Genomic DNA, 22,291 nt, shown 5'->3' on the forward strand with positions numbered 1-22,291 from the left:
AATGTACTGATCCTTCATGGAGACAGTACATTTTTTTATTAAAAATAGACATTCAGTCCAAGGTATAAACATGTAAAAGCTACCGCTATACAAAGCTGAACAAGAGCGCTAGCAATTAAGTAACCCTGAGGTTCGCCAGCCTTTTTACGATAATAGATTTGCATAAAGGAGTAGAGTGAAAAAAGGCCATAAATAATTGTTGCATGAATAGTATGCTGTACAAGATAGATACCAAATGAAATACCTCCAAACAATACGAGCATGATGGCATTGGCAATGGCATGCTCAACTGTCGCAGCGAAAAAGCGACGTTCTGTATAAGGCATTCTTTTTTTAGCAATCCATAGGATGAAATGCATAAGTAGGATGAAAATGTTCCCTAAAATCAGTTTCGTCGACCGCTTCTCATCATAAAAATAGCGTAAAGAGTCAATTGATTCTTCAATCAGAAAGGCTTGCTGGGTTTCAACATTGAAGAAAATCTTGTTATTGAGTACCTTCCATTTCTCTTGTGTATGGTCATTATAGAGAATCAAAATATCATAGCTAGTACCACTTTTCCATTGACTAGCGGATATTGTTATAGGAGAAGCGTTGTCCCAATTTTGTTGTAGCTGTGTAATAGCCTTTGAATGAGCATAGCATTGCTGAGGAACATAAAGGCAAGAATCTTTTGTTATAAAGGTTTCCTTGTTCAGATTCTCCTTTAAGTAGACTCGTTGGATGGCTTTGGAGGAATCCATTGTCGTAGGAGAATCACTAGGACGTTGAACAAAAGATAAAACTAAAAAAGAAAGAACTACTATAAAAAGCAATGTTACAGAAGGGATTTTCCATTTATTTTTTGATAGTTGTTTATTAATTACTGAAGGCTCTGTCATATTGCGTAATATTACTTTTTCCTGCTGATCAGATAACGTTAAATCATCTAAGTGTTGCCATGTCTTCTTATCATTCTTCATCCATCTCACCTCCTAGCTGTTTTTTTAATGCGACGAGTGCTCGTTTTAATGTGTTTTTTACTTTCCCTTCATTCCAGCCAAGAATATTGGAGGTTTCCTCGATGGATAGTCCCTCTATTTTGCGCAGAATAATCACATCACGATAGGTAATTTTTAGTTTTCTAATTGCAAGATACAGTATTTTGGCATCTTCTCGTTGCATCAGCCATTGATGAGGAGAAGGTGATACTTGTTCTTCATGCTGTTGTAAAAAAGGAACAAACTGAATGATCCTTTTTCGACGATAATGATCATAGGCAAGGTTACGCGCAGTGCACCGTAACCAAGCAAGATCAGCCCCTTCTTTTATTGTTTGATGATGTTTCAAATAACGGACAAAGGTTTCCTGTGTATAATCCTCCGCTAATTTTTCGTCATTTAGTAAGTAATATAAGTATTTAAAAATGGTGTGATTATGTAAGTAAAATATTTCTTCTATGTTCAAGCTGTGCACCTCCTTTTCTTTAAAGACGAAGAACCCACAGAAAAGTATCATTTTCCCAAAATAAAAAGCAGAGAGTAGAGACCCCCTGCTTCTTGCTGTTATTAATTATAGGTTAATGGCTTTTACCTCATCAATGTTTTCAAGCTGTGCCACAAAAACTAAATCTTCTTCTGTTACAACATTATCAACCGTTAACATCATAACCGCTGTACCACCAACCTGTGCACGACCTACCTGCATTGTTGCGATATTAATTTCTTTTTCTGCAAGCTTTGTTGCTACACGACCAATTGCACCTGGTTTGTCAGTATTTTTAATGTAAAGAAGGTGGCCTTGTGGAATGACGTCTACAACATAGTCCTCTACTTTTACAATGCGTGCACCTAAACCGTTTAATAGTGTACCCGCTACCGTATGTGTTTCGTTAGCAGTAGTAATTTCAATAGTAATTAAGCTTGTAAAGCCTTTTGCTGTTGTTGTTTTGTGCTCATTAATTTTCATACCAATACGTTCAGATAAGTAACGAGCATTAACATCATTGACATGATTACCGTGATTTTTAGACAGTAAACCTTTTAACGCATTTGAAGTTAATGGACGAACATCATAGTTTGCTACTTCACCTGCATAAGATAGGTTGATTTCTTTGACTGGCTCAGTTGTCACTTGTGATAGGAATGAACCAAGTTTTTCAGCTAATTCAAAGAAAGGCTCAACTTGTGCAAGAAGCTCTTTAGGTATTGATGGCATGTTTACTGGATTTGTTACAGTACCTGTTTTGTAAAATTTAATGATGTCATTTGATACGTCAACCGCTACAGATTCTTGTGCCTCGATTGTAGATGCTCCTAAGTGAGGCGTTGCGATAACTTGTGGTAAAGTTAGTAGCTTATGATCTGTTGCTGGTTCAGAAACAAATACGTCAAGAGCAGCTCCAGCCACTTTTCCTGCTACGATTGCATCGTATAAATCGTCTTCATTGATGATACCGCCACGTGCACAGTTAATAATACGTACGCCATCTTTCATCATCGCAAATTTATCTTTATTAATAAGGTTGCGAGTTTCAGGTAGAAGTGGTGTATGAACTGTAATGAAATCAGCAGCTACACAAATTTCTTCAACTGTTGCTTTTGTTACACCTAATTCTTTAGCACGTTCATCTGTTAGGAATGGGTCGTATGCCATAACATTCATACGTTGACCTTTTGCACGATAAGCTACTTCAACACCGATTCGACCAAAACCTACAACACCTAAAGTTTTATTTTTTAGCTCCACGCCAACATAAGATTTGCGATCCCATTTGCCATTTTTTAATGTATTAAAAGCTTGTGGAATATGACGGGCAAGTGAAGTCATCATCGCAATTGTATGTTCAGCAGCTGAGTTTGTATTACCATCTGGTGCGTTTACCACGATAATGCCATGTTCTGTAGCAGCAGCAAGGTCAATATTATCGACACCAACACCCGCACGACCAATTAATTTTAAGCTTTTAGCTGCTTCAATTACTTCACGTGTTACCGTTGTTTGAGAACGAACAAGTAATACATCTACATCTGCAATTTTAGCGATTAATTCTTCTGGTGCTAGTCCTGTGTCTACAATAATGTTTAAATCTAAATCTTGTTCCTGACGTAATGGGAAAATACCATCCTCACTTAGTGGATCAGCGATAAATACGTTAATAGTTCTTGTTTTTGTTGCAGTAGTCATTATAATTAGCTCCTTTTTTATCATAATTGGTTATGGCTTTATCTACGACAGTCTGAAATTTGTAAAATTCGAACATCTTACAGCATACAAACAATCTCCTTTCTAAATCGAAAACAATATAAAAAGCCTTCCACGCCTTACAAACACAATTAGTGTGTTGTAAGGGGCGAAAGGCTGTATAAACTTTGGTTCGCGGTACCACCCTTAATCACTGCTGGAAAATTTATTCTGGCAGTCTTAGCTATATGCGTAACGTGCATGAGACGGATAAGCTTACTTTTAAGTTGTTCAGCCTATCTATTCAGGAGTGGAACTATTATCGTAGAAATCACTGATTTGCACCAACCATCAGCTCTCTTTGGATTTTCTTGCGACTAGTGTGTCTCCGTCGTTATATTTTTTGTGATTAAATTTGTTAACATCATAATCCCTATTGTTCACCTTTGTCAACGATATTTCTTAAAAACTTTAAAAATACTGACTTCAAAAGTCTGAAAAATAACTAAAAACGAATATTCTTTATATTATTTTTATTTATTGTTCGTCTTTTTGGAAAGTACAATGAAAGCGCTAACGATATTTGCAAAGTCCGACAGTATCAAGTTTCTGTGTAGGTTTAGCATGGAAAATTATATGGGAATTAAATGGAATAAAATAGATGCTTTATGCTAATTATCCATGGATTTGTTCTAAGAAAGCGAACGTTTTTGTTTGTCACAATTTAGACAAAAATATAAAAAGTAGAAGGTAAACAGACCGTGAGAGAAGAATGTTAGTTAAGGATGATTGATTTGGGGGTGTAAGAATGAAGTACGATGTTGCAATAGTCGGTGCTGGTCTTGCAGGATTAGTCGCAGCTTGTGAATTAATCGATGCAAAGAAAAAAGTTCTTTTAGTAGATCAAGAGCCTGAAAATTCAATCGGAGGACAGGCATATTGGTCTTTTGGTGGAATATTTTTAGTAAATTCTCCAGAGCAACGAAGGCTTGGGATTAAAGATAGTAAGGAGCTTGCATGGCAGGATTGGCAAGGAACTGCAGGCTTTGATCGTTTAGAAGACGAGGATTCTTGGGCATATAAATGGGCAAGAGCATATGTCGATTTTGCTGCAGGTGAAAAATACGACTGGTTAAAGTCAAAAGGTCTAAAGTTTTTCCCAGTTGTTGGATGGGCAGAGCGGGGAGGCTCGTTGGCAGGAGGGCATGGCAATTCAGTACCTAGATTTCACATTGTCTGGGGAACAGGCCCTGGCATTGTAAAGCCATTTGTAGATAAAGTAAAACAGGCTATGAAAGAAGGCTTCATAGACTTCAAGCCAAGACATCGTGTGGATGAATTTGTGCAGCAAGAAGGGGAGATTACAGGAATTAGCGGAACGGTGCTAGCTGAAACCTTTATTAATCGAGGTGAAAAAAGTTCGAGATTAGGAATCGGTGAATTTTCCTACGAATCGAAAGCTGTGATTGTAGCAAGTGGTGGTATTGGGGCAAATTTTGATTTAGTGAGAAAAAATTGGCCTACTCGATTAGGGACACCTCCAAAAAATATGGTATGTGGTGTACCAGCTTACGTTGACGGAAGAATGCTAGAGATCACGGAACATGCTGGGGGACGCATTGTAAACCGTGATCGCATGTGGCATTACACAGAGGGTTTAAGAAATTGGGATCCGATATGGCCCAACCATGGAATTCGGATATTGCCTGGTCCCTCCTCCCTGTGGTTTGACGCAGAGGGGAATCGTTTTCATGCACCCAACTTTCCAGGGTTTGATACACTCAGTACGTTAGAGGCGATTCAAAAAACAGGTTATGACTATTCCTGGTTTATTTTAACGGAGAAAATTATTGAGAAAGAATTTGCTTTATCTGGCTCAGAGCAAAACCCAGATTTAACAAACAAAAGCATTGGCAATGTTCTAAAACGTATTTTACCAGGCCCACCTGCTCCTATCCAAGCTTTTAAAAATCACGGAGAGGATTTTGTAATTGCACATGATCTAAAGGAACTTGTAGATGGAATGAATAAACTTGCTGGGAATGAGCTACTTGATTTCATGAAGATTAAAGAGCAAATCTTGGCCAGAGATCGGGAAATGGACAATAAGTTTACGAAGGATTTGCAAGTAAACGCTATTCATGGAGCAAGAAATTATATTGGCGATAAATGGGTGCGTGTTGCCAAGCCACATAAAATTTTAGATACCAAAAATTGGCCTTTAATTGCTGTTCGCTTAAACATTCTAACAAGGAAAACTTTAGGTGGCTTGCAAACAAATTTAAATGGCGCTGTTTTGGGCATGGACGGTCAGCCAATTCCTGGGTTATATGCAGCTGGTGAAGTAAGTGGTTTCGGTGGCGGTGGTGTCCATGGCTACCGTGCTTTAGAAGGGACATTTGTTGGTGGCTGTTTATTTAGTGGACGTCAGGTAGGACGTTATTTAGGACAAGGATAAAGTGCATAATGAAGAGCATCGTCTTGATGAACGATGCTCTTTTTAAATGGATTGATAATGCTGAAGATCACTATGCTGAGATTTTGAGCGGAAATCTCATAGCGATGCTTACCTTGATTAAATTATGAAAGGGATTAACAATTTGATTTTTGGACCTCTGCAATCTTAGCAATTTGTTCTTCAACTTGTTCCTTTGTCCAACCGTTTTCCTCCACGAAAAAGTTGCGTTCTGCACGGCGACAATCATCTGAACAGCTTCGCATGTAAAATGCCTCATGTTTTTCTTCACAAAGCATTAGCTTATGACACGCTGGGTTTGCACAGTTTGTGTATCGTTCAGACGGCTCCCCAGTGAAATAATCCTTCCCAACAATAACATGTTCCACCTGATTAATCGGTACACTTCGACGGCGGTCAAAAACAAACATTTGACCATCCCATAATTGACCTTTTACTTCAGGATCTTTCGCATATGTAGCAATACCGCCGTGTAATTGACCTACGCTCTTACCATAGCCCTCGCGTTTTAGCCAACCAGAGAATTTTTCGCAGCGGATACCACCTGTACAATAAGTTAAGATTTTTTTATCGGCAAAATCTTCTTTATGTGCCTCCATCCAAGCAGGTAGGTCACGGAAATTTTCGATATCTGGTCGAACAGCACCTCGGAAATGACCCAGATCATATTCATAGTCATTACGGGCATCGATGATTACTGTGTTGTCATCTTGCATCTGTTCCATAAATTCTTTAGGTGTTAAATAATCACCTGTGATTTCTAACGGATTGATATCCTGTTCTAAACCGAGGTGAACAATTTCTCGACGAGGACGTACATGCATTTTTCTAAAGGTATGCCCTTCAACCTCATCAATTTTCCACATAATATCACTAAAACGAGCATCTGCCTTCATATGGTTCATGTAAGCATCTGTTTGCTCAATGGTACCTGATACAGTTCCATTAATACCTTCGTAACCTACTAAAATACGACCAAGAAGCCCTATCTCTTTACACAATGCTAAATGTTCTTCTGCGAACGCTTCAGGATCTTCAATCGTAATATATTTATAATAAAGTAATACACGATAGTCTTTTTGTGTCAAAATACGTTACCACCTTTATCTCAATATTCGTCCTTTAATATAGCATAACAAGGAGCATTTTTGCTTAGAGAGAAGGAGTTTTCTAAAAAAACACGAATTATATAGTGAATGACTATTCATATTTGGGGGTTATAGAGATGGAATTTTCAACAATTACTTTAGAAAAATTAGAACGTCGCGCAACGTTAACGTTGAATCGTCCGCAGGCGATGAATGCTATGGATGATGTCATGATGCGTGAACTAGCAGAATGCTTTGAAGCTCTACAACAGGAAAAAGATATTCAGGTGCTTGTTATTCGCGGAGAAGGAAAGGTCTTTTCTGCGGGTGGTGATATAAAAGCAATGCTAGATGAAAGCAAACCACTGAATATTGATGAGGCAATGGTTTATCTGACACGTATCGTGAAGGCATATTATCAGCTACCAATGATTGTGATTGCAGCGGTTCATGGTGCATCAGCAGGTTTAGGATTTAGTCTAACCCTAGGGGCAGATATTATTGTAGCCTGTGAAAATAGTAAACTTGCTATGAATTTTATTGGAATTGGACTGATTCCAGATGGTGGCGGTCATTTCTTCATGAAGGAGCGTGTAGGTACTGTTAGAGCGAAACAAATGATATGGGAGGGTAAGGTATTAACAGCAAAAGAAGCATTAGATGCAGGGTTAATTGATTATATTGCACCAGAGGGCACTGTATTTGCAATGGCAGATCAGCTGGTGGGGAAAATGCTTGCATCCCCGATTTCTTCCATGATTACAACGAAAAAAATTCTACATGCACAAAATATGCCACAGCTAGAAAATATCTTAGCATTAGAGGCTGAGGGCCAGTCTGCAATGCGTAAAACAACAGATCATGTCGAGGGCATTCATGCATTTGTAGAGAAAAGAACGCCTGTCTTTGTAGGCAAATAAAAATAATAAAAGGCGCGTAGCAAACCATTGACTACGTGCCTTTTATTAGCCACTAAACATGGAATAAAATTAATTTACCAGAAGCGTTTACAAGACGATGAGTTTTATCGGCAACACCTTTTTCCTCAACTTGTTGTTGTCCATTTAGTTTAGCAGCCTCATCATTTTCAAAAGTCCAAGTTTCATCAAACAATGTTTCTCCTGTTTTTTCAAAAGCTGTAAAACGATAATTCTCCATACAGACCCCACCCTTTTACTTGAATATATTTCTATTATACATAGAAGATTTATAAACTTCACGGTAAAACTAGTGAATTTTTTGATAAATTACGAAAATTGTGGAAAAAGTAAGGCAATGTTGTTTTTTTCCGTAATAGCATTTTTCATCAAACATGAATTATGATAAAATAGAACAAATATTCGGTTTTGATTAATCAACATATTATTACTTTTTATTACTTTGGTTTGCACTAAAGAGAGAATTATCTACTATTTGAGGTGATTGGATGTCAGCAATTCGTTTTTTCCATATGGCAGATTTACATTTAGATAGTCCATTTAAGGGCTTATTTGGTCTACCCGAACCCATTTTAAAGAAAATACGGTCAAGCACTTTTGAAGCGTTTGATAAAATTATCCTTAAAGCGATTCAGGAAAAACCTGATTTTTTACTAATTGTTGGAGATATTTATGATGGTGAAAATCGTAGCTTGCAAGCACAACGAAGATTTCAAGATGCAATGGAGAAGCTTTTTCAACACAATATCCCTGTCATTGTAGGCTACGGAAACCATGATCATTTAAATGGCACATGGACACGTTTTGCTTTACCAAGTAATGTCTATGAATTACCAGCTGAAACGAGTGTAGTTCAATTAAAAATACGGGGTCAACAAGTGAATATATATGGTTTTAGTTATCCTGAACGTCATTTAAAGGAATCCGTTATTGAAAGCTATCCAACTGCACATGATCAGCATGCCATTCATATTGGTATGCTTCATGGCAGTGAGGCAGGCAATACGACACATGATGTGTATGCCCCTTTTACAAAGCAACAGTTACTTGAAAAGAACTATCATTATTGGGCGCTTGGCCATATTCATAAACGACAGCTTTTACATCAAAACCCTCCAATTGTTTATCCAGGCAATATTCAAAGTCGACATCGTAAAGAACAAGGAATGAAAGGCTTTTATGATGTGACGTTATCCAAAACATCGACTAAGCTTGATTTTATCTCTACCTCTGCTGTCGTTTATAGCACCATAGAGGTGGATTGTACGAATGTGGTACACGCCAATGAATTATTGAAGAGATGTGCAGAAGCGATTACAGCCAATAGGAAGAAGTATGGCGCGGCGGTAGTAGAGCTTCATTTGCAACATATTGACGAACAAACGGAAGCTTTATTTGAGCATGCAACAGTAGATGCATGGTTAGAGACTATTCGAGAGGCTGAGGAAGGTATGGAACCAATGTGTTGGGTACAAAAAATGGTGTTGCAAAAGGCAGCGAGATTTTATGAGCATACAGCAACAACTCAATCAGTTGTGAGCTTAATGGAGCAATGGGACAGTAATGAATGGAAGGATATTCTAAAAGATTTGTACCAACATGCTGGTGGTGCGAGGCTAATAGAGCCACTTAGTGAAAAGGATATTGAGAACTTAACCCGTCGTGCACAGACTTTATTAGCAGAAGAAATTCAAAGGGCGTGATTACATGCTGACAATACAAAAAATCCAAATATATGGCTTTGGTAAGCATGAAAATATCTCCATTTCGTTAAATGATGGTGTCACTATTTTTTACGGATTAAATGAAGCAGGAAAAACGACGATTCAGCAGTTTATACTACAAATGCTTTTTGGTTTCCCAACAAGGCAGCAGATACAGCGCAAATATGAGCCGAAAATTTCAACGAAATATGGAGGTCAGCTGACACTTTTACACCCAATTTATGGTCAATGTACAGTTGAACGTGTGAAAGGAAAGGCTGCTGGTGATGTTACTGTCTACCTAGAGGATGGAACAACGGGGCATGAGGAGTTGTTAGTAAAGCTTTTATATGGTTATTCTAGGGCATCCTTTGAAGCCATTTTTTCTTTTTCACTGCATGAACTACAAGGTATTGAAAAAATGTCTGAAGAGGAGCTAACCCATTTGCTACTTGCCTCAGGTACAACAGGTATTCAGTATTTATCCACCCTTGAAAAGAAAATGGATAAAGAGGCTAGTGAGCTGTTTAAAAAGACAGGTAAAGTGCCATTGATTAATCAAAAGATTGAACAACTAAAGCAGCTTGAGCGGACAATTAAACTGGAGCAGGGGAAGATTCGAACCTTTGAGGGTAAATTACAGCAATTACAATTATTTGAGCAAAAGCTAGAACAGCTATTTGGTACGCAGAAACGGCAACAGCAACAATGGCAGCAATTAACTATTCAAAAACAAGCACTTCCTCTTCTCAAGCAGCAACAGACATTGCAACAGACAATGACCAATTTTCAACATGTTCAGTTTCCTTCAGAGGGTATCAGACGGTATGAACAAGCAAAGGATCGTCTGTTACATGAAAGTCAACAATTGATGCAATTAAAGGAGCAGCATCAAACATTACAGGAGAAAATACTTGCAACAGTGGATAATCAAAAGGTCAATGAAATGGCTTACCTTATGCAAAAAGAGGCAACGTGGCATCAGCTAATGGTGAAAGAGCAAAATTTACAGGATGATCTATTTTTGCTCGAACAAGAAATTGAAGCACAGTTTCGTTTACTAGGTGTAACAGAGAAAGAAGCACAAGAAAATCTTTTGAACGAAACAGTATCACTCCAACAGGAGCAACAATTTCAGCTTCAATTAAGTAAATTAGAGGAGGCGGAGGAAGAACTAAAATTTCATCTACGTTCACTAGAGCAAGTACACCTAGAATTAGATGCCATAGCCAAACAGAAGCAACAGCTAATGCATGAGTCATTAACAAGTGAGGAAGAACATATTTTAGCACAATGGCCTCATCAAAAGCGGAGGCTTGAGCAATTACGTGTTGCCAAATCGCAACGAAGTAAGCAGAAGAAGCCTCATGACTTTATCTGGCTTGTACTACTGATTGGCTTCATGTCGTTTGCTTATGGTGTATTTGAAAAAAACATAATTGTAATCCTAATTGGAGCGGTTTTATCATTGCTAACCTTTTTGTTTATTCGATATGTTAAGCAAGCAGATGAACCTACTAATAAAGAGCACAGCATCCTCATACGGGAGTTAGAGCAAGAGGAATTAACAGTACAAGCAGTTCTTATTAAGAAGCAAAGATATGAAGATCGCTTGTTACACATCAATGAACAGCAGAAAGAAAAGGAGCAGAAATATACTTCTCTTGAATATAAAATTCAACTAACGGAGGTGGAGAGTGAAGAAGCCACTCAAACACTCCAACATTTTTTAAAGCGTTATCGATTACAAGGAACGATAGCCAGATCGCTAATGCCCGAATTATTTATGCGTATTCGTGGTGTACAAGAATTAGCAGCTAAAAGAAACAGTACCTCAAGTCTGTTGCAAGAAACGCAGGTAGAAAAGAACAGCATTTATGAGCAGCTTCAGCGGGTTTTAGATGGAGCATATGATGAACATGAAATTTATATGCATTTACGAACAGCCTACCTTGAAGCACAACAGCAACAGCAGCAAGCTCAGCATGCAAAAGATCAGCTAGCCAGCGTCCAAATAAAAATAGAAGGTGGACAATCAAGAATGGATCGTTATACTGCTGAAATGTCCGAGCTATTCAAAGAAGCAAAGATCCAAAATGAACAGGCCTATTATGAAATGCATGAGCAATTTGAACAGAGAAAAAAAATTGAGGCAGAATTGCAAACCGTTCAGGCTCAATTATCTTCACTCGCTCTTCAACAGAAGGAAAATCTGATTGAGGACGCTGTTAACGAGCGCATATTTGCTTTAGAACAAGAGCAGCAATCATTGCAACTAGAAATTGATCAATGTCTGGAACAACGTGCTGCTTTGCTAATGGAAAAAGAGCAGCTATTAAATGATGAAAAGTATGGTCAATTACTTCAACAGTTTGAGCAGGAGAAAACAGAATTGCAGCAGTTAATTGAGCAGTGGGCAACTAAAAAAGCGGTGGCAACAGCTATTCACGAAACCTTATTCCGTCTTCGTGAAGAAAAATTACCTCATGTTCTTGAAGAGGTAAATGCTATATTCCGTTTACTAACAGGAGGGAACTATGACAAACTTTCGATTCATGAGGATGGTTATTTTGTAGCACAGGATGCTGCAGGAATACGTTATCAAATGGTGGAGTTGTCACAGGCTACCAAAGAGCAAGCTTATATTGCATTGCGAATGGCTCTAGCAAAAACCCTAGTGAGCGCTGCTCCATTTCCAATGATTATGGACGATCCTTTTGTCCATTTTGATCGAAACCGCACAAACAAAATGGTACAATTAATGAAAGAAGTAGGATATGAGCGTCAAATTTTATATTTTACTTGTCATGACACAATGCTCAATTATTGGCAGAAAGAGCAGATTGTCGATATAGGAGCATTAGCAAATGAAAGGGGAGTGGCGTCAACATGAAAGGGATTACGACGCTCCAAGTTGGAGAAGTAGTTGATCAATTTTTATTAATAAAACAAGCGACAAAAGGGGTTACAACCGTTGGAAAGCCATTTATGTCGCTAATATTACAAGATAAGAGTGGGGATATAGAGGCAAAGCTATGGGACACGAATGAGGATCATGAAAAGACATACCATGCGGAAGCTATTGTACGTGTTGGTGGAGAGATTCATGACTATAGAGGAAAAAATCAATTGCGTATTAAATCTATCCGTGTTGCTAAGCCAGAGGAAGGAATTGCTATTCATGATTTAGTGCCTTCCTCTGCAACACCAAAAGAACAACTATACGAAGAATTAACGCAATTTTTCTTTGACATTAAAAACCCTAACATCTCACGAATTACAAGAGCAGCAATTAAAAAACATCAAGAGGCTATTTTAGTTTTTCCAGCCGCGACTAAAAATCATCATGACTATGCGTCAGGTTTATTAGATCATATGGTCTCCATGCTCAAACTAGGTAAAGCCATTGCTGATCTATATCCAACATTAAATCGTGACTTATTATATGCTGGAATTATCTTACACGATGTAGGAAAGGTTGTAGAGTTATCAGGCCCAGTTGCCACAATGTATACAGTGGAGGGTAATTTATTAGGCCATATTACAATTATGGTAAATGAAATTGCTAAGATTGCTAGTGAGCTTGAAATTGAAGGTGAGGAAGTCATGCTGTTGCAGCATATGGTATTGTCACACCATGGGAAAGAAGAGTGGGGTAGCCCGAAAAAACCTATGATTCAGGAAGCAGAAATTTTGCATTATATCGATAACATTGATGCAAAGATGAATATGTTAACAAGGGCATTAGGTAAAACGACACCTGGCGAATTTACAGAGAGACTCTTCCCTCTTGATAATCGTTCATTCTATAAGCCTACTATATAAAAAGCAGTATCAATCAGCTCATAAACTGACATTGCTGTATAGCTATTCGTTATTAATTTCTCTGAGTCTAAGTATTCATATATTTACTAATAGTGCCTAACTATTGTACCAATGTGAATATTTAATTTAGAATAGAGAGAGAAATTATAGGAATGGGGAAAAGTAATGGATACAGAGGGACTTTTTTCACGGAAAATTAAGTTTTGGAAAAGTTTAATTTTCAAAATGATACTAGCTATCGGCATAAGCTTATTTATTAGCTCCCATATTTCAGAATTTGTTAGTCGTCAATTCGAGAAGGTAGTGCATTTGAATGGAAGTGCTGGGGTTGCCATTAATACATTTATTTCGTTATTTATTGGCACAGTAATTATTTCGTTATGTACAAGGTATATTGTCTTAAGGCGTGTCAAGCGTGTGTTAAATGCTATGACCCAGGCTGCTGATGGCGATTTAACTGTTCGCATTGATGATCGATTAAAAGATGAAATTGGTCAATTATCGACTGAATTTAATCATATGCTAGAGCAAATTGGGACGGTCATTGAAAAGACGAATAAGGCATCGACAGATGTATCAACCTTTACAAAGGAATTTACAACGATTACCGAGCAAAGCAGTCAAACAGTTGAAACTATTTCTAGTGCCATTGGGGAAATTGCCTCCAGTGCTGAAGGACAATTAAGGCAAATGGATTTATTATCTGAATCAGCACATTTAATTACTAAAGATATGGATCATGCATCTTCTGCTGTACAGGAAGTGGCCTCAATAGCAATTGAAACGAACCAAAAGGCTGATTTAGGATTACAACTAATTGAGCAAACGATTGAAAAAATGAATACCATTAATGAATCTGTTCATCAGTCAACCGCAGTTGTAAATGCTTTAGGCGAAAAATCGAAGGAAATCAGTACGATTGTAGCGCTGATTACAAGTATTACAGATCAAACAAACTTGCTTGCATTGAATGCATCTATTGAAGCAGCTCGTGCAGGGGAGGCTGGAAAAGGCTTTGCAGTAGTGGCAGATGAAGTAAGAAAGCTAGCAGAGGAATCTGGAAAGGCTGCAGATAATATTCGAACATTGGTGGATGATATCTTAAGCCAAACCTCCAGTGCTGTTTATGCTATTAATAGTGGGACACAGTTTGTGGAGGAAGGCCGTGAATCTGTTGAACAGACAGGCGATACCTTTAAAAATATAGTCTTATATTTGCAACAGATAAGTCATCGTACAACGGAAGTAAAGGATATTGTCTTACGTGTAAATGAGAAAGCAAGTCAAACAGATGATGCTGTAAAAGAAGTCGTTGGCATAGCGAATGGCACATCTTCGGGCATACAGCATATTGCTTTATCTATCGAGCAACAAAGTGCTTCTAATGAGGAAATAGCAAGTGCTGCAAATGTTCTTCAAACAATGTCAAATGACCTGCAAACTGAAATTAGCCAATTTAAAGTAAAATAGAGAAAAAAGAGAAGCATCTGATGTATCAGGTGCTTCTCTTTTTGTTATATACTAGACTCTAATTATTTAGATTCCTTGTCAGTATCTTCTGCTTTATCTTCGGAATCCTCTTTTGGCGCATTTTCTTCAGCTTTTTTAGCTGCTTCTTCAGCTGCTTTTGCTTGTTCTTCACTTGTTGTTGTAAAGAATTTAAGTGGTTCTTTTAAATCTTTATCAGATGTTTTCACATCGGCTTCTTTAGCCATTTTTGCAACGATATCTTTAAGAATCGTCTGAGCTTCACCAGTTTGGTTCAGTTTATTTAACATAGTTGAACGAATGTTTTCTTCTTCGTCTTTAAATGAACCAACACCTTTTACATCACGCTTGTCCGTAATTTCAATTACATGGTAACCAAAGCTAGATTTTACTGGTTCACTTAATGTTTTTAATTCAAGAGCATAAGCGGCATCGTTAAATTCATCTACCATTGAACCTACAGAGAACCATCCAAGCTCTCCACCTTTTTGAGCAGAGCCAGTATCTGTTGAGTACTCTTTTGCAACGTCCTCAAACTTAGCGCCACCCTTAATTTTTTCAATTACTTCTTTAGCTGTTTTTTCATCTGCTACTAAAATGTGACGACCATTTAATTCTGTTTTCATTTGCTCGTAGTATTTTTTCACATCTTCTTCTTTAATTGCTTGATCTTTCAAAGCTTTCTCTTGAAGAAGTTGAACACGTAAAGAATCTTTAAAGCCCTGTTCTGTTAAACCACTTTCAGCAAGCGCTTGTGTAAAGCCATCACCAAATTGTGATGCAGTTGTATCATACGCTTCTTTGATTTCCTTATCTGTTACTTCATATTTGTCAGCTAAAACTTTTTCAGTCACCATTTGCTGCATTACATATGAGCCTGTTAAAGCTTTTGCCTTTTCATTAAAATCAGCTACTGAAATATCGCCCACTTTAGAAGTAACGATTGCTTTGCTGTCTCCGCCGCTACAAGCACCAAGCGCTAATACAGACGCAGCTAAAGTTAAAGATAAAACTGTCTTTTTCATAGTGGATATTCTCTCCTAACATGGTTTCGTCCATTTTTTACTATAACATAAACGTTTTAAAAACAAAATGGTTCCCCCTTGAGTATTGCCTATATTTCAAATTTTGAAGCGCATAGGATATAGAAAAGAAAGGGGGTGAAGTTATGGGCAACGGAGGATACGGTGGCGGTGGCTACGGCTCAGGCTTTGCTTTATTAGTTGTGTTATTTATTTTATTAATTATCGTTGGTGCAGCGTTCCTATACTAATTAATAAAACAGTGAAAAGCTAAGAGCATTAACTCTTAGCTTTTCTTAACAATGTTAGACATTCGCGCCGCATGCCTTAGGTTCTAAACAATTACTTGGTTAGTAAAAGTTGTTGCATGGGGGGCTCGACTTATCTTTGAGCGTGCGGACGGGCGCGGATGGTGCACATGTTTTTGAAGGGGGCTTTTCAAAAAAGCCCGAAAAAATTTAGATTCCATTACGCCTCGGCGTAATGGATTTTTCTGTTAAACTGCATATAAAATTTCAATGTAGAATGAGACAAGTAGGATAGTAATAAGTATATTTATAGTTCGGAATATTTTTGGTTGGTTTTCTTCGGGAATTTCACGTCGCATGCATAGAGCATATGTCATGCGGTTAATTTGAAATAAATAGAATACCGAGAATAGAACTACAATCATTAATAGCAAGTCTATTCCTCCCCTCTTTCAATAGTAATAGCATAACAAAGAACGTCAATAAAAAACAAGTACAAGCAATTTAGTGAACGGTCGGTGGAACTAAAATTTCATAGCCTTTAGGTGTTTCTTCTATTTGTGAATTTTTAGGTGAATTCAAGAGATACTTTACGTAAAGGATATCAATTAGGCATAGACTACAGTGATAGGCTAACAGCAATGTCCCATAATGGGTATAGGCTGGTAAAAGCCATGTTCCAACTATAATACTAGTATTTAGAACGATAAAAGGCGTAAGTAATGCTAAAATGTATCGATTTTTAGATAATGGCTCTCGAATTCGCATGTGTAAAACAGGAATTATATAAAACTGACTACGTACACGTAATTTTAAATGTTGGCGTAAATCAATTAGGGCCACAAAGTGCAAAAATTTGTGAATGGGATAAAGTGTTAGCACAGCTATCATAAAGAGCCAGAATAGTCGATCTGTATAACGCTCTTCATTAAATAAATTAAACGTTACATACGAAACAGAAAAGACCAATAAAAAGGTAATGACTCCCATTATAATAATACGCGTAGTGCCGTAATGATGTTCTAAATTTAAAATTTTCCAGCAATGCATGGTTTTTATCAACTCCGAAATAGGAAGTGTCCTATTTAATGTAAATTGAATTATGTTAGAATGCAAGAAAAAGGAGGTACTTCAGAAATATTTCTGAAATACCTCCTTTCACATGACTCATTCCTGAATGAACAGTAGTATAACATTTTTGTTCAACTTATAAATAAGTGCAGGAAAAATTATGTGCAGTTTGAAGCTTCGTCTTATCCTTTTACAGGTGTGCGTTCTTCTAGTGTGTCAAAGGAATCACGGAAATGTTGGAAAGAGCGTTCGAAAATATCGATGAAATCTTCACCATAGATATTACGAATAACAGCCATTACATCTAAAAAATCAGGAAAACGGCCATATAAATCTTTTAATGCTAGTGATCCTTCCAGGACGGAATGATACGTATTATGGTAGTTTTTATTCATCTCTATAATGAGCTCTGTGCCAGCTTCTGTAAGCTCAACATACGTATTACGTTTATCGTCATCACGCTTGGAAAACTTAAGAAAGCCACGCTCTTCTAATTTTTTGGAGAAATTAAATGCTGTAGAAACATGCATCACGCCAAATTTCGCAACATCAGAAATGGAAGCGCCTTTTAAATGATATGAAATCCATAAAATATGGTGTTCATTAATATTTAAATCATAAGGTTTAATCCATTGTTGCCAATCCTTTTCAACCGCTTTCCACAGCGCTTTTGATAACTGTGCGATTCTTTGACTATAAAGCATCGCTTCTTTTTGTGTATATAATTCCTCTGACAAAGCCATCACCTACTGCTTTCTTTCACATTTTTAAAAATATTATAGCAGTAAAGGAAAAAAGTTTAAAGTTAGAAAAATTAAAAAATTGAAAAGTGGCTAAAAAATAATATTATAGCAATAGTTTTTGATAAAAATACAGATTATTTAACTATTGATAAGGACTTTAGTCGCTAACTTTTTCTTGAGTTTTTTTCTTATTTTCTGTAATTTGTGCAATGTTTTTCTCGATTTCGCTTATCGAATTCTGTAAAGCATCTAATTCTTGTTGTAAATTATTTTTCGTTGGTTCGATTTCTTCAGTAAAAGTCGTAATTGTTTGCTTTAAATCATTTATTATTTGTGGGATATTATTTTTTACTTCATTTGTTAATGTATTAACAGATTGTTTAACAGTTCCTACTTGTTGTTTTACATCAAGGAGCATACCCTTTGTTTGGTCAACATTTTGTTTAACAGAAGCACGTAGCTGTTGCCCAGATTGTGGCGTTGAGAAAAGCACAGCGATTGTCCCACCAATAATTCCTGTTGTTAGTCCAAGTAAAAATGGTTTTGCTTTCATATTAGATACCTCATTTCTAGTCATGTTTATTTACTATTAAACCATGAAATGCACCAATACAAAAAGAAAAAAGAAACTAAACGAGTGATTTGACCGCCACAGTTTAGTTTCTTTTGATTATTTAAAGTGTTTATTTATGAAATTTGAGAAATAGCTGTATTGAATTTAGAGCGCTTCACTAATTTTGAAACAATTGGATAAATAACGGCAAACGCAACAACGTTAAATACGACAGCTGGAAGGACAACGCCAATAAATAGCATCGCAAACGTCGCGCCAACATTTGCATTAAACACAAAAAGCGCTACTGCTAAGAAGACAGTTCCTGAAAGAATTGTTCCCAAGCTAACTAAGACAGCAGATACGGCAAAATGATCTGCTAGTTTTTTGAGAATGATTAAAGCAGCTAAAAATACAAAACCAGTAACAGCTTTATCAATAATATTTGGAACTAGACCTGCTGGGAATGTTGTAAATAAACCTGAAAGCACCCCTGTTGAAAGAGAAAGTAGGAACGTTTCTTTCACTGTTGGGAATAATAGAATACCAATAAACATCATGGTTAACATAAAATCAGGCTTCATCCCATTCACCATTCCTGGTGTAACCACATAAAGTGCAGCACCGACACCTACTAACAGTGCCATTAATACTAAATTCTTTGTATTCATTTGTATCTCTCCTCGACTATGCTAATCTATTTGTCTCCTAACGTGTCCTCTTGACCGCTAGCGAAACTTATTTGTGATTGTACGCTAAATTTTAAAAATTTGCAATACAGCATTCTGAACATCCAGATGTTAATATATTACAAATGGCTTATAGATTGGCTTTAATACTTTCTGCTACTTCTGCCAACTGCTCTGGTGAGTACGTTTGTGTTTGCCAAATTAAGCCTAGCCCTTCTTTTTCATCGTAACGCGGAATAAAATGTAAGTGGTAGTGGAAAACAGTTTGTCCAGCAGCAGCACCGTTGTTATTAATGGTATTCAAACCAATAGGCTGAAATGCTGCTTTAATAGCATTTGCAATTTTGGGAGCTACAGCATATAGATTACGAGCCACTTCCTCTGGCATTTCAAATAGATCTTGGCAGTGATGCTTTGGAATTAAAAGTGTATGGCCCTTTGCCACAGGTGAAATGTCTGTGAATGCATAGACATGATCGTCTTCGTAAATTTTTGTACTTGGAATGGATCCATCAATAATTTTGCAAAATAGGCAATCGCTCATAAGAATTTCCCCCTTAACGTATATGTAAGTACATTCTATCATACTCAAACCTGTATCATTTGCTAATTTTTGATAAAATATAATACAAGAAGAGGAGTGAGAATATGTCAGTATTAGAGGTACAGAACGTGACAGGTGGTTATACAAGAAAACCTGTTATAAAAGATCTATCTTTTACGATTGGAAAAGGTGAACTAGTTGGCTTAATCGGCTTAAATGGAGCTGGTAAAAGTACAACAATTAAACATATTATAGGAACAATGTTGCCAAAGGAAGGGGACATTCGTCTAAATGGTGTAACATTAAAGGAAGATACAGACAAGTATCGTACAGCTTTTTCTTATATTCCTGAAACCCCTGTATTATATGATGAGTTAACATTAAGAGAGCATTTAGAATTAACAGCAATGGCTTACGGTATTGACAAAGCAACACTCGATGCTCGTTCTGAAGTACTGTTAAAAGAGTTTCGAATGGAAAAAAGATTAAATTGGTTCCCTTCACATTTTTCAAAGGGTATGCGTCAAAAAGTTATGATTATGTGTGCCTTTTTAGTGAATCCAAGTCTATATATTATTGATGAACCATTTGTGGGATTGGATCCACTAGGTATTCAATCGTTATTAGACCAAATGGATGAAAAGAAAAAAGAAGGCGCTTCTATATTAATGTCTACACATATTCTATCGACTGCTGAAAAGCATTGTGATCGCATTATCTTATTGCATGAAGGAAGAGTTCGAGCACAAGGAACAATGGCTGATTTACGTCAATCATTTGCTATGCCGTATGCGACATTAGATGACCTTTATATTGCTATGACAAAGGAGCGGGACCATGAAGAACTTGCGTGATGTATGGTCCTCTCGCTTCATGCATTATATAGGAGAAGTACAAAAATATATGCAATTTATTTTTACAGGGCATATTGCCATCGTACTTGTATTTCTAATAGGAGCAGGGGGCTATCAATATAGCGAATGGCTGAAAGTTGTTCAAACAGACTTTCCAGCAGAAATCCTGATAGCTGTTATCATAGGGATTTTATTGGCCTTTAGCCGTCCGACTACATTGTTGAGAGAGCCAGATCAAGTATACTTATTACCTTTAGAATCAAAAATGTCTTTGTACTTCAGCAAGGCGTTGGCTTGGACGTTTTGGTCTCAAGTGTGGATAGTAGCGATCGTCTATATTGTTAGTATCCCATTATTAAAGGCAGTAACAGAATTAACAACGATCGACATATGGACTATATTTTTACTTGTCATTGTATTGAAATATATAAGTGTTCAAGGAGAATTTAACTATCGTTATAGTGAACGAGGCCATATGGTTTGGGTGGACAGGCTTATCCGGGCTATCGTGTTTGCGGCTGTAATCTATTTGGGACTCCATGCTCAGTTTATATTAGCAGTAGTCGCTACAGTTATTAGCGTTATTTATATTATCGTCTTTAGAAAAAAATCAATCGGTGAGCCTGTGCCTTATGAGCATTTTGTCAAGCTTGAACAGAATCGCATGATGAGCTTTTACCGTTTTGCAAATTATTTTACAGACGTACCTCATTTACACGGAAGCATCCGTCGTCGCAGCTGGATGGACTGGCTCTATAAATTTGTACCATACGGTAAGGGCAATGCTCAAAAGTACCTGGTATTTCGTACCTTTATTCGGACAGATGACCATTTCTATTTATGGGTACGCCTTACTGCTATTTCAGCAATCATTGCGGCTTTTGTAGATATTCCTGTCGTTACATGGATTGTAGCGGGTGCACTCAGCTTTGCGACAACTATTCAGTTAAAACAAGCTCTGTTATCCAGTGGCGAATTTCGAATGGACATGCTCTATCCGTTACCAGATCATGCTCGTCAACTAGCTGTGAAGCAAATTGTGCGTTTAGCCATGATTACACAAGCTATTGTTGTGGGCTTATGTGCTATGACACAACCAATGTTTTATATTGCTTTCATTATTGTTTTGGTGATTAGTGAATTAACGTCGAAGGTTTCAAAGTAGAATAGAATACTAAAAAGCTCATTTACCAATGATATTGTTGGATAAATGAGCTTTTAATTATCTAAACTTATTGTGAATCTTCTTCTTTCGGTATAGCACTATAGGTTGTTACATAAGAAGCTGCTGAGAAGATGTTTTGCTGGCGTATTCCAGTTGAATCATCTCTTCTAGCATGGGCAGTTTCATAGGCTTTAGAACTCTTCCATGCCTCAAATGAATGGGGTCCATGCCATTGAGTCATGACAATGTAAGTATCACTCTTGATAGGCCTTAATAAACGGAAGGCAACAAAGCCAGGCTCGTTTTCAATAGCGCGTGAACGTTCTAAAAAGCGATGCTCGAAAACGGGTCTTCCTTCATCCGTTACAGGAATATTATTGAAAACAAAGAAACCATGTTCCTCTAAATCATTTACTGAATCTAGCACTTCAAATTTACGAGGTGTCGCAAATACTGTTTTTCCTTCTGTTTCATGTATCAGTACAGAGTTACCTTCCCCATGAATTAAAATCATATGTTCATTAGGATACTTATTTTTTACCTGTTCCAAAAAATCGCCAGTACCAGAAGTTAAATAAATATACATGAATTTATCCTCCTTATAAATCTTACTAATATAGCGTGATTATACCCTTTCTGGCGTAAGTCTAACGCTCCGTTCAAAAAGAATATGCCGAGAAAGAACAATTTTATGACATTTCACTAGGAAAACTATACAATAA

At 37.1% G+C, this 22,291-nt stretch carries 22 protein-coding genes and 1 other annotated feature; of the genes, 9 read left to right on the forward strand and 13 right to left on the reverse strand.

Annotated features, from left to right (window positions below; all coding sequences use genetic code 11):
- Positions 1-38: 38 nt before the first annotated feature.
- The 3 genes from RCJ95_RS04420 to serA all read right to left on the reverse strand — a co-directional run bounded on the left by RCJ95_RS04420 (position 39) and on the right by serA (position 3,165).
- A complete protein-coding gene (locus RCJ95_RS04420; RefSeq protein ID WP_369578269.1) occupies positions 39-962 on the reverse strand; it encodes a hypothetical protein in 924 nt (307 codons plus the stop codon).
- Complete coding sequence (locus RCJ95_RS04425) at positions 952-1,446, reverse strand: RNA polymerase sigma factor (RefSeq protein WP_004230787.1); 495 nt, start codon at positions 1,444-1,446, stop codon at positions 952-954. Before RCJ95_RS04425 ends, RCJ95_RS04420 begins: the two co-directional genes overlap by 11 nt.
- Positions 1,447-1,551: 105 nt before the next feature.
- The gene (gene serA, locus RCJ95_RS04430) at positions 1,552-3,165 is read right to left on the reverse strand and encodes a phosphoglycerate dehydrogenase (RefSeq protein WP_009373435.1); all 1,614 of its coding nucleotides are present in this window, start codon (positions 3,163-3,165) and stop codon (positions 1,552-1,554) included.
- A gap of 159 nt (positions 3,166-3,324) precedes the next feature.
- Positions 3,325-3,566 (reverse strand) — a binding site (T-box leader).
- A gap of 404 nt (positions 3,567-3,970) precedes the next feature.
- Between serA and RCJ95_RS04435 the strand changes: the two genes are divergently transcribed.
- On the forward strand, positions 3,971-5,620 hold the full coding sequence (locus RCJ95_RS04435; RefSeq protein ID WP_446721946.1) for an FAD-binding dehydrogenase: 1,650 nt from the start codon (positions 3,971-3,973) through the stop codon (positions 5,618-5,620).
- 134 nt (positions 5,621-5,754) lie between these two features.
- On the opposite strand, the gene trhO is transcribed toward RCJ95_RS04435, so the two are convergent.
- Entirely contained in the window at positions 5,755-6,726 is a 972-nt protein-coding gene (gene trhO, locus RCJ95_RS04440; protein WP_313150887.1) for an oxygen-dependent tRNA uridine(34) hydroxylase TrhO, read from the reverse strand.
- Positions 6,727-6,863: 137 nt separating this feature from the next.
- Between trhO and RCJ95_RS04445 the strand changes: the two genes are divergently transcribed.
- A complete protein-coding gene (locus RCJ95_RS04445; RefSeq protein WP_004230780.1) occupies positions 6,864-7,646 on the forward strand; it encodes an enoyl-CoA hydratase in 783 nt (260 codons plus the stop codon).
- Between the two features lie 52 nt (positions 7,647-7,698).
- Here RCJ95_RS04445 and RCJ95_RS04450 read toward each other — a convergent pair whose 3' ends face one another.
- Complete coding sequence (locus RCJ95_RS04450) at positions 7,699-7,884, reverse strand: YhzD family protein (RefSeq protein WP_004230778.1); 186 nt, start codon at positions 7,882-7,884, stop codon at positions 7,699-7,701.
- 268 nt (positions 7,885-8,152) lie between these two features.
- On the opposite strand from RCJ95_RS04450, the gene RCJ95_RS04455 reads away from it, so the two are divergent.
- From RCJ95_RS04455 to RCJ95_RS04470, 4 genes are all read left to right on the forward strand, one after another.
- Positions 8,153-9,367 carry a metallophosphoesterase family protein gene (locus RCJ95_RS04455; protein WP_369355107.1) on the forward strand — a complete coding sequence of 405 codons (1,215 nt, stop codon included), beginning with the start codon at positions 8,153-8,155 and terminating at the stop codon, positions 9,365-9,367.
- A 4-nt stretch (positions 9,368-9,371) separates the two neighbouring features.
- Positions 9,372-12,260, forward strand: a complete 2,889-nt coding sequence (locus RCJ95_RS04460) for an AAA family ATPase (RefSeq protein WP_446721947.1) — start codon at positions 9,372-9,374, stop codon at positions 12,258-12,260.
- Positions 12,257-13,192, forward strand: coding sequence for a 3'-5' exoribonuclease YhaM (gene yhaM, locus RCJ95_RS04465; protein ID WP_004230771.1), 936 nt, complete (start codon positions 12,257-12,259; stop codon positions 13,190-13,192). The genes RCJ95_RS04460 and yhaM overlap by 4 nt, the downstream gene beginning before the upstream one ends.
- 165 nt (positions 13,193-13,357) lie before the next feature.
- The gene (locus RCJ95_RS04470) at positions 13,358-14,662 is read left to right on the forward strand and encodes a methyl-accepting chemotaxis protein (protein ID WP_221681148.1); all 1,305 of its coding nucleotides are present in this window, start codon (positions 13,358-13,360) and stop codon (positions 14,660-14,662) included.
- A gap of 62 nt (positions 14,663-14,724) precedes the next feature.
- Here RCJ95_RS04470 and RCJ95_RS04475 read toward each other — a convergent pair whose 3' ends face one another.
- Entirely contained in the window at positions 14,725-15,705 is a 981-nt protein-coding gene (locus RCJ95_RS04475) for a peptidylprolyl isomerase (RefSeq protein WP_221681149.1), read from the reverse strand.
- 143 nt (positions 15,706-15,848) lie between these two features.
- Between RCJ95_RS04475 and RCJ95_RS04480 the strand changes: the two genes are divergently transcribed.
- Positions 15,849-15,953, forward strand: coding sequence for a YjcZ family sporulation protein (locus RCJ95_RS04480; RefSeq protein ID WP_004230765.1), 105 nt, complete (start codon positions 15,849-15,851; stop codon positions 15,951-15,953).
- A gap of 245 nt (positions 15,954-16,198) precedes the next feature.
- Here the strand turns inward: RCJ95_RS04480 and RCJ95_RS04485 are convergent, their stop codons facing one another.
- The 6 genes from RCJ95_RS04485 to RCJ95_RS04510 form a co-directional block, all read right to left on the reverse strand.
- Positions 16,199-16,384: a hypothetical protein gene (locus RCJ95_RS04485; protein WP_008173337.1), complete on the reverse strand. Its 186-nt coding sequence runs from the start codon at positions 16,382-16,384 to the stop codon at positions 16,199-16,201.
- 70 nt (positions 16,385-16,454) lie between these two features.
- Complete coding sequence (locus RCJ95_RS04490; protein WP_221681150.1) at positions 16,455-17,000, reverse strand: DUF3267 domain-containing protein; 546 nt, start codon at positions 16,998-17,000, stop codon at positions 16,455-16,457.
- A gap of 203 nt (positions 17,001-17,203) precedes the next feature.
- The gene (locus RCJ95_RS04495) at positions 17,204-17,764 is read right to left on the reverse strand and encodes an HTH-type transcriptional regulator Hpr (RefSeq protein WP_004230760.1); all 561 of its coding nucleotides are present in this window, start codon (positions 17,762-17,764) and stop codon (positions 17,204-17,206) included.
- 157 nt (positions 17,765-17,921) lie between these two features.
- Positions 17,922-18,317: a YtxH domain-containing protein gene (locus tag RCJ95_RS04500; RefSeq protein WP_221681151.1), complete on the reverse strand. Its 396-nt coding sequence runs from the start codon at positions 18,315-18,317 to the stop codon at positions 17,922-17,924.
- Between the two features lie 134 nt (positions 18,318-18,451).
- Positions 18,452-18,988: a tryptophan transporter gene (locus RCJ95_RS04505; RefSeq protein WP_257520523.1), complete on the reverse strand. Its 537-nt coding sequence runs from the start codon at positions 18,986-18,988 to the stop codon at positions 18,452-18,454.
- A gap of 148 nt (positions 18,989-19,136) precedes the next feature.
- Positions 19,137-19,550 (reverse strand): HIT family protein, encoded by a 414-nt coding sequence (locus RCJ95_RS04510; RefSeq protein ID WP_221681153.1) that lies wholly within the window; start codon positions 19,548-19,550, stop codon positions 19,137-19,139.
- Between the two features lie 104 nt (positions 19,551-19,654).
- Here RCJ95_RS04510 and RCJ95_RS04515 point away from each other — a divergent pair, with 104 nt between their 5' ends.
- Complete coding sequence (locus RCJ95_RS04515; protein WP_221681154.1) at positions 19,655-20,404, forward strand: ABC transporter ATP-binding protein; 750 nt, start codon at positions 19,655-19,657, stop codon at positions 20,402-20,404.
- Positions 20,388-21,569 (forward strand): ABC transporter permease, encoded by a 1,182-nt coding sequence (locus RCJ95_RS04520; protein ID WP_221681155.1) that lies wholly within the window; start codon positions 20,388-20,390, stop codon positions 21,567-21,569. The genes RCJ95_RS04515 and RCJ95_RS04520 overlap by 17 nt, the downstream gene beginning before the upstream one ends.
- Before the next feature lie 67 nt (positions 21,570-21,636).
- Here RCJ95_RS04520 and RCJ95_RS04525 read toward each other — a convergent pair whose 3' ends face one another.
- Positions 21,637-22,155 (reverse strand): antibiotic biosynthesis monooxygenase family protein, encoded by a 519-nt coding sequence (locus RCJ95_RS04525; protein ID WP_112116631.1) that lies wholly within the window; start codon positions 22,153-22,155, stop codon positions 21,637-21,639.
- Positions 22,156-22,291 lie beyond the last annotated feature (136 nt).

The sequence above is a fragment of the Lysinibacillus sp. BSL11 genome (genome assembly GCF_052928325.1).

Bases quoted from the DNA above. Each gene is read 5' to 3' on its own strand.
- RCJ95_RS04420 (WP_369578269.1), bottom strand. From the start codon at position 962: ATGAAGAATGATAAGAAGACATGGCAACACTTAGATGATTTAACGTTA.
- serA (WP_009373435.1), bottom strand. From the start codon at position 3,165: ATGACTACTGCAACAAAAACAAGAACTATTAACGTATTTATCGCTGAT.
- RCJ95_RS04435 (WP_446721946.1), top strand. From the start codon at position 3,971: ATGAAGTACGATGTTGCAATAGTCGGTGCTGGTCTTGCAGGATTAGTC.
- RCJ95_RS04445 (WP_004230780.1), top strand. From the start codon at position 6,864: ATGGAATTTTCAACAATTACTTTAGAAAAATTAGAACGTCGCGCAACG.
- RCJ95_RS04450 (WP_004230778.1), bottom strand. From the start codon at position 7,884: ATGGAGAATTATCGTTTTACAGCTTTTGAAAAAACAGGAGAAACATTG.
- RCJ95_RS04455 (WP_369355107.1), top strand. From the start codon at position 8,153: ATGTCAGCAATTCGTTTTTTCCATATGGCAGATTTACATTTAGATAGT.
- RCJ95_RS04460 (WP_446721947.1), top strand. From the start codon at position 9,372: ATGCTGACAATACAAAAAATCCAAATATATGGCTTTGGTAAGCATGAA.
- yhaM (WP_004230771.1), top strand. From the start codon at position 12,257: ATGAAAGGGATTACGACGCTCCAAGTTGGAGAAGTAGTTGATCAATTT.
- RCJ95_RS04470 (WP_221681148.1), top strand. From the start codon at position 13,358: ATGGATACAGAGGGACTTTTTTCACGGAAAATTAAGTTTTGGAAAAGT.
- RCJ95_RS04475 (WP_221681149.1), bottom strand. From the start codon at position 15,705: ATGAAAAAGACAGTTTTATCTTTAACTTTAGCTGCGTCTGTATTAGCG.
- RCJ95_RS04480 (WP_004230765.1), top strand. From the start codon at position 15,849: ATGGGCAACGGAGGATACGGTGGCGGTGGCTACGGCTCAGGCTTTGCT.
- RCJ95_RS04490 (WP_221681150.1), bottom strand. From the start codon at position 17,000: ATGCATTGCTGGAAAATTTTAAATTTAGAACATCATTACGGCACTACG.
- RCJ95_RS04495 (WP_004230760.1), bottom strand. From the start codon at position 17,764: ATGGCTTTGTCAGAGGAATTATATACACAAAAAGAAGCGATGCTTTAT.
- RCJ95_RS04500 (WP_221681151.1), bottom strand. From the start codon at position 18,317: ATGAAAGCAAAACCATTTTTACTTGGACTAACAACAGGAATTATTGGT.
- RCJ95_RS04505 (WP_257520523.1), bottom strand. From the start codon at position 18,988: ATGAATACAAAGAATTTAGTATTAATGGCACTGTTAGTAGGTGTCGGT.
- RCJ95_RS04510 (WP_221681153.1), bottom strand. From the start codon at position 19,550: ATGAGCGATTGCCTATTTTGCAAAATTATTGATGGATCCATTCCAAGT.
- RCJ95_RS04515 (WP_221681154.1), top strand. From the start codon at position 19,655: ATGTCAGTATTAGAGGTACAGAACGTGACAGGTGGTTATACAAGAAAA.
- RCJ95_RS04520 (WP_221681155.1), top strand. From the start codon at position 20,388: ATGAAGAACTTGCGTGATGTATGGTCCTCTCGCTTCATGCATTATATA.
- RCJ95_RS04525 (WP_112116631.1), bottom strand. From the start codon at position 22,155: ATGTATATTTATTTAACTTCTGGTACTGGCGATTTTTTGGAACAGGTA.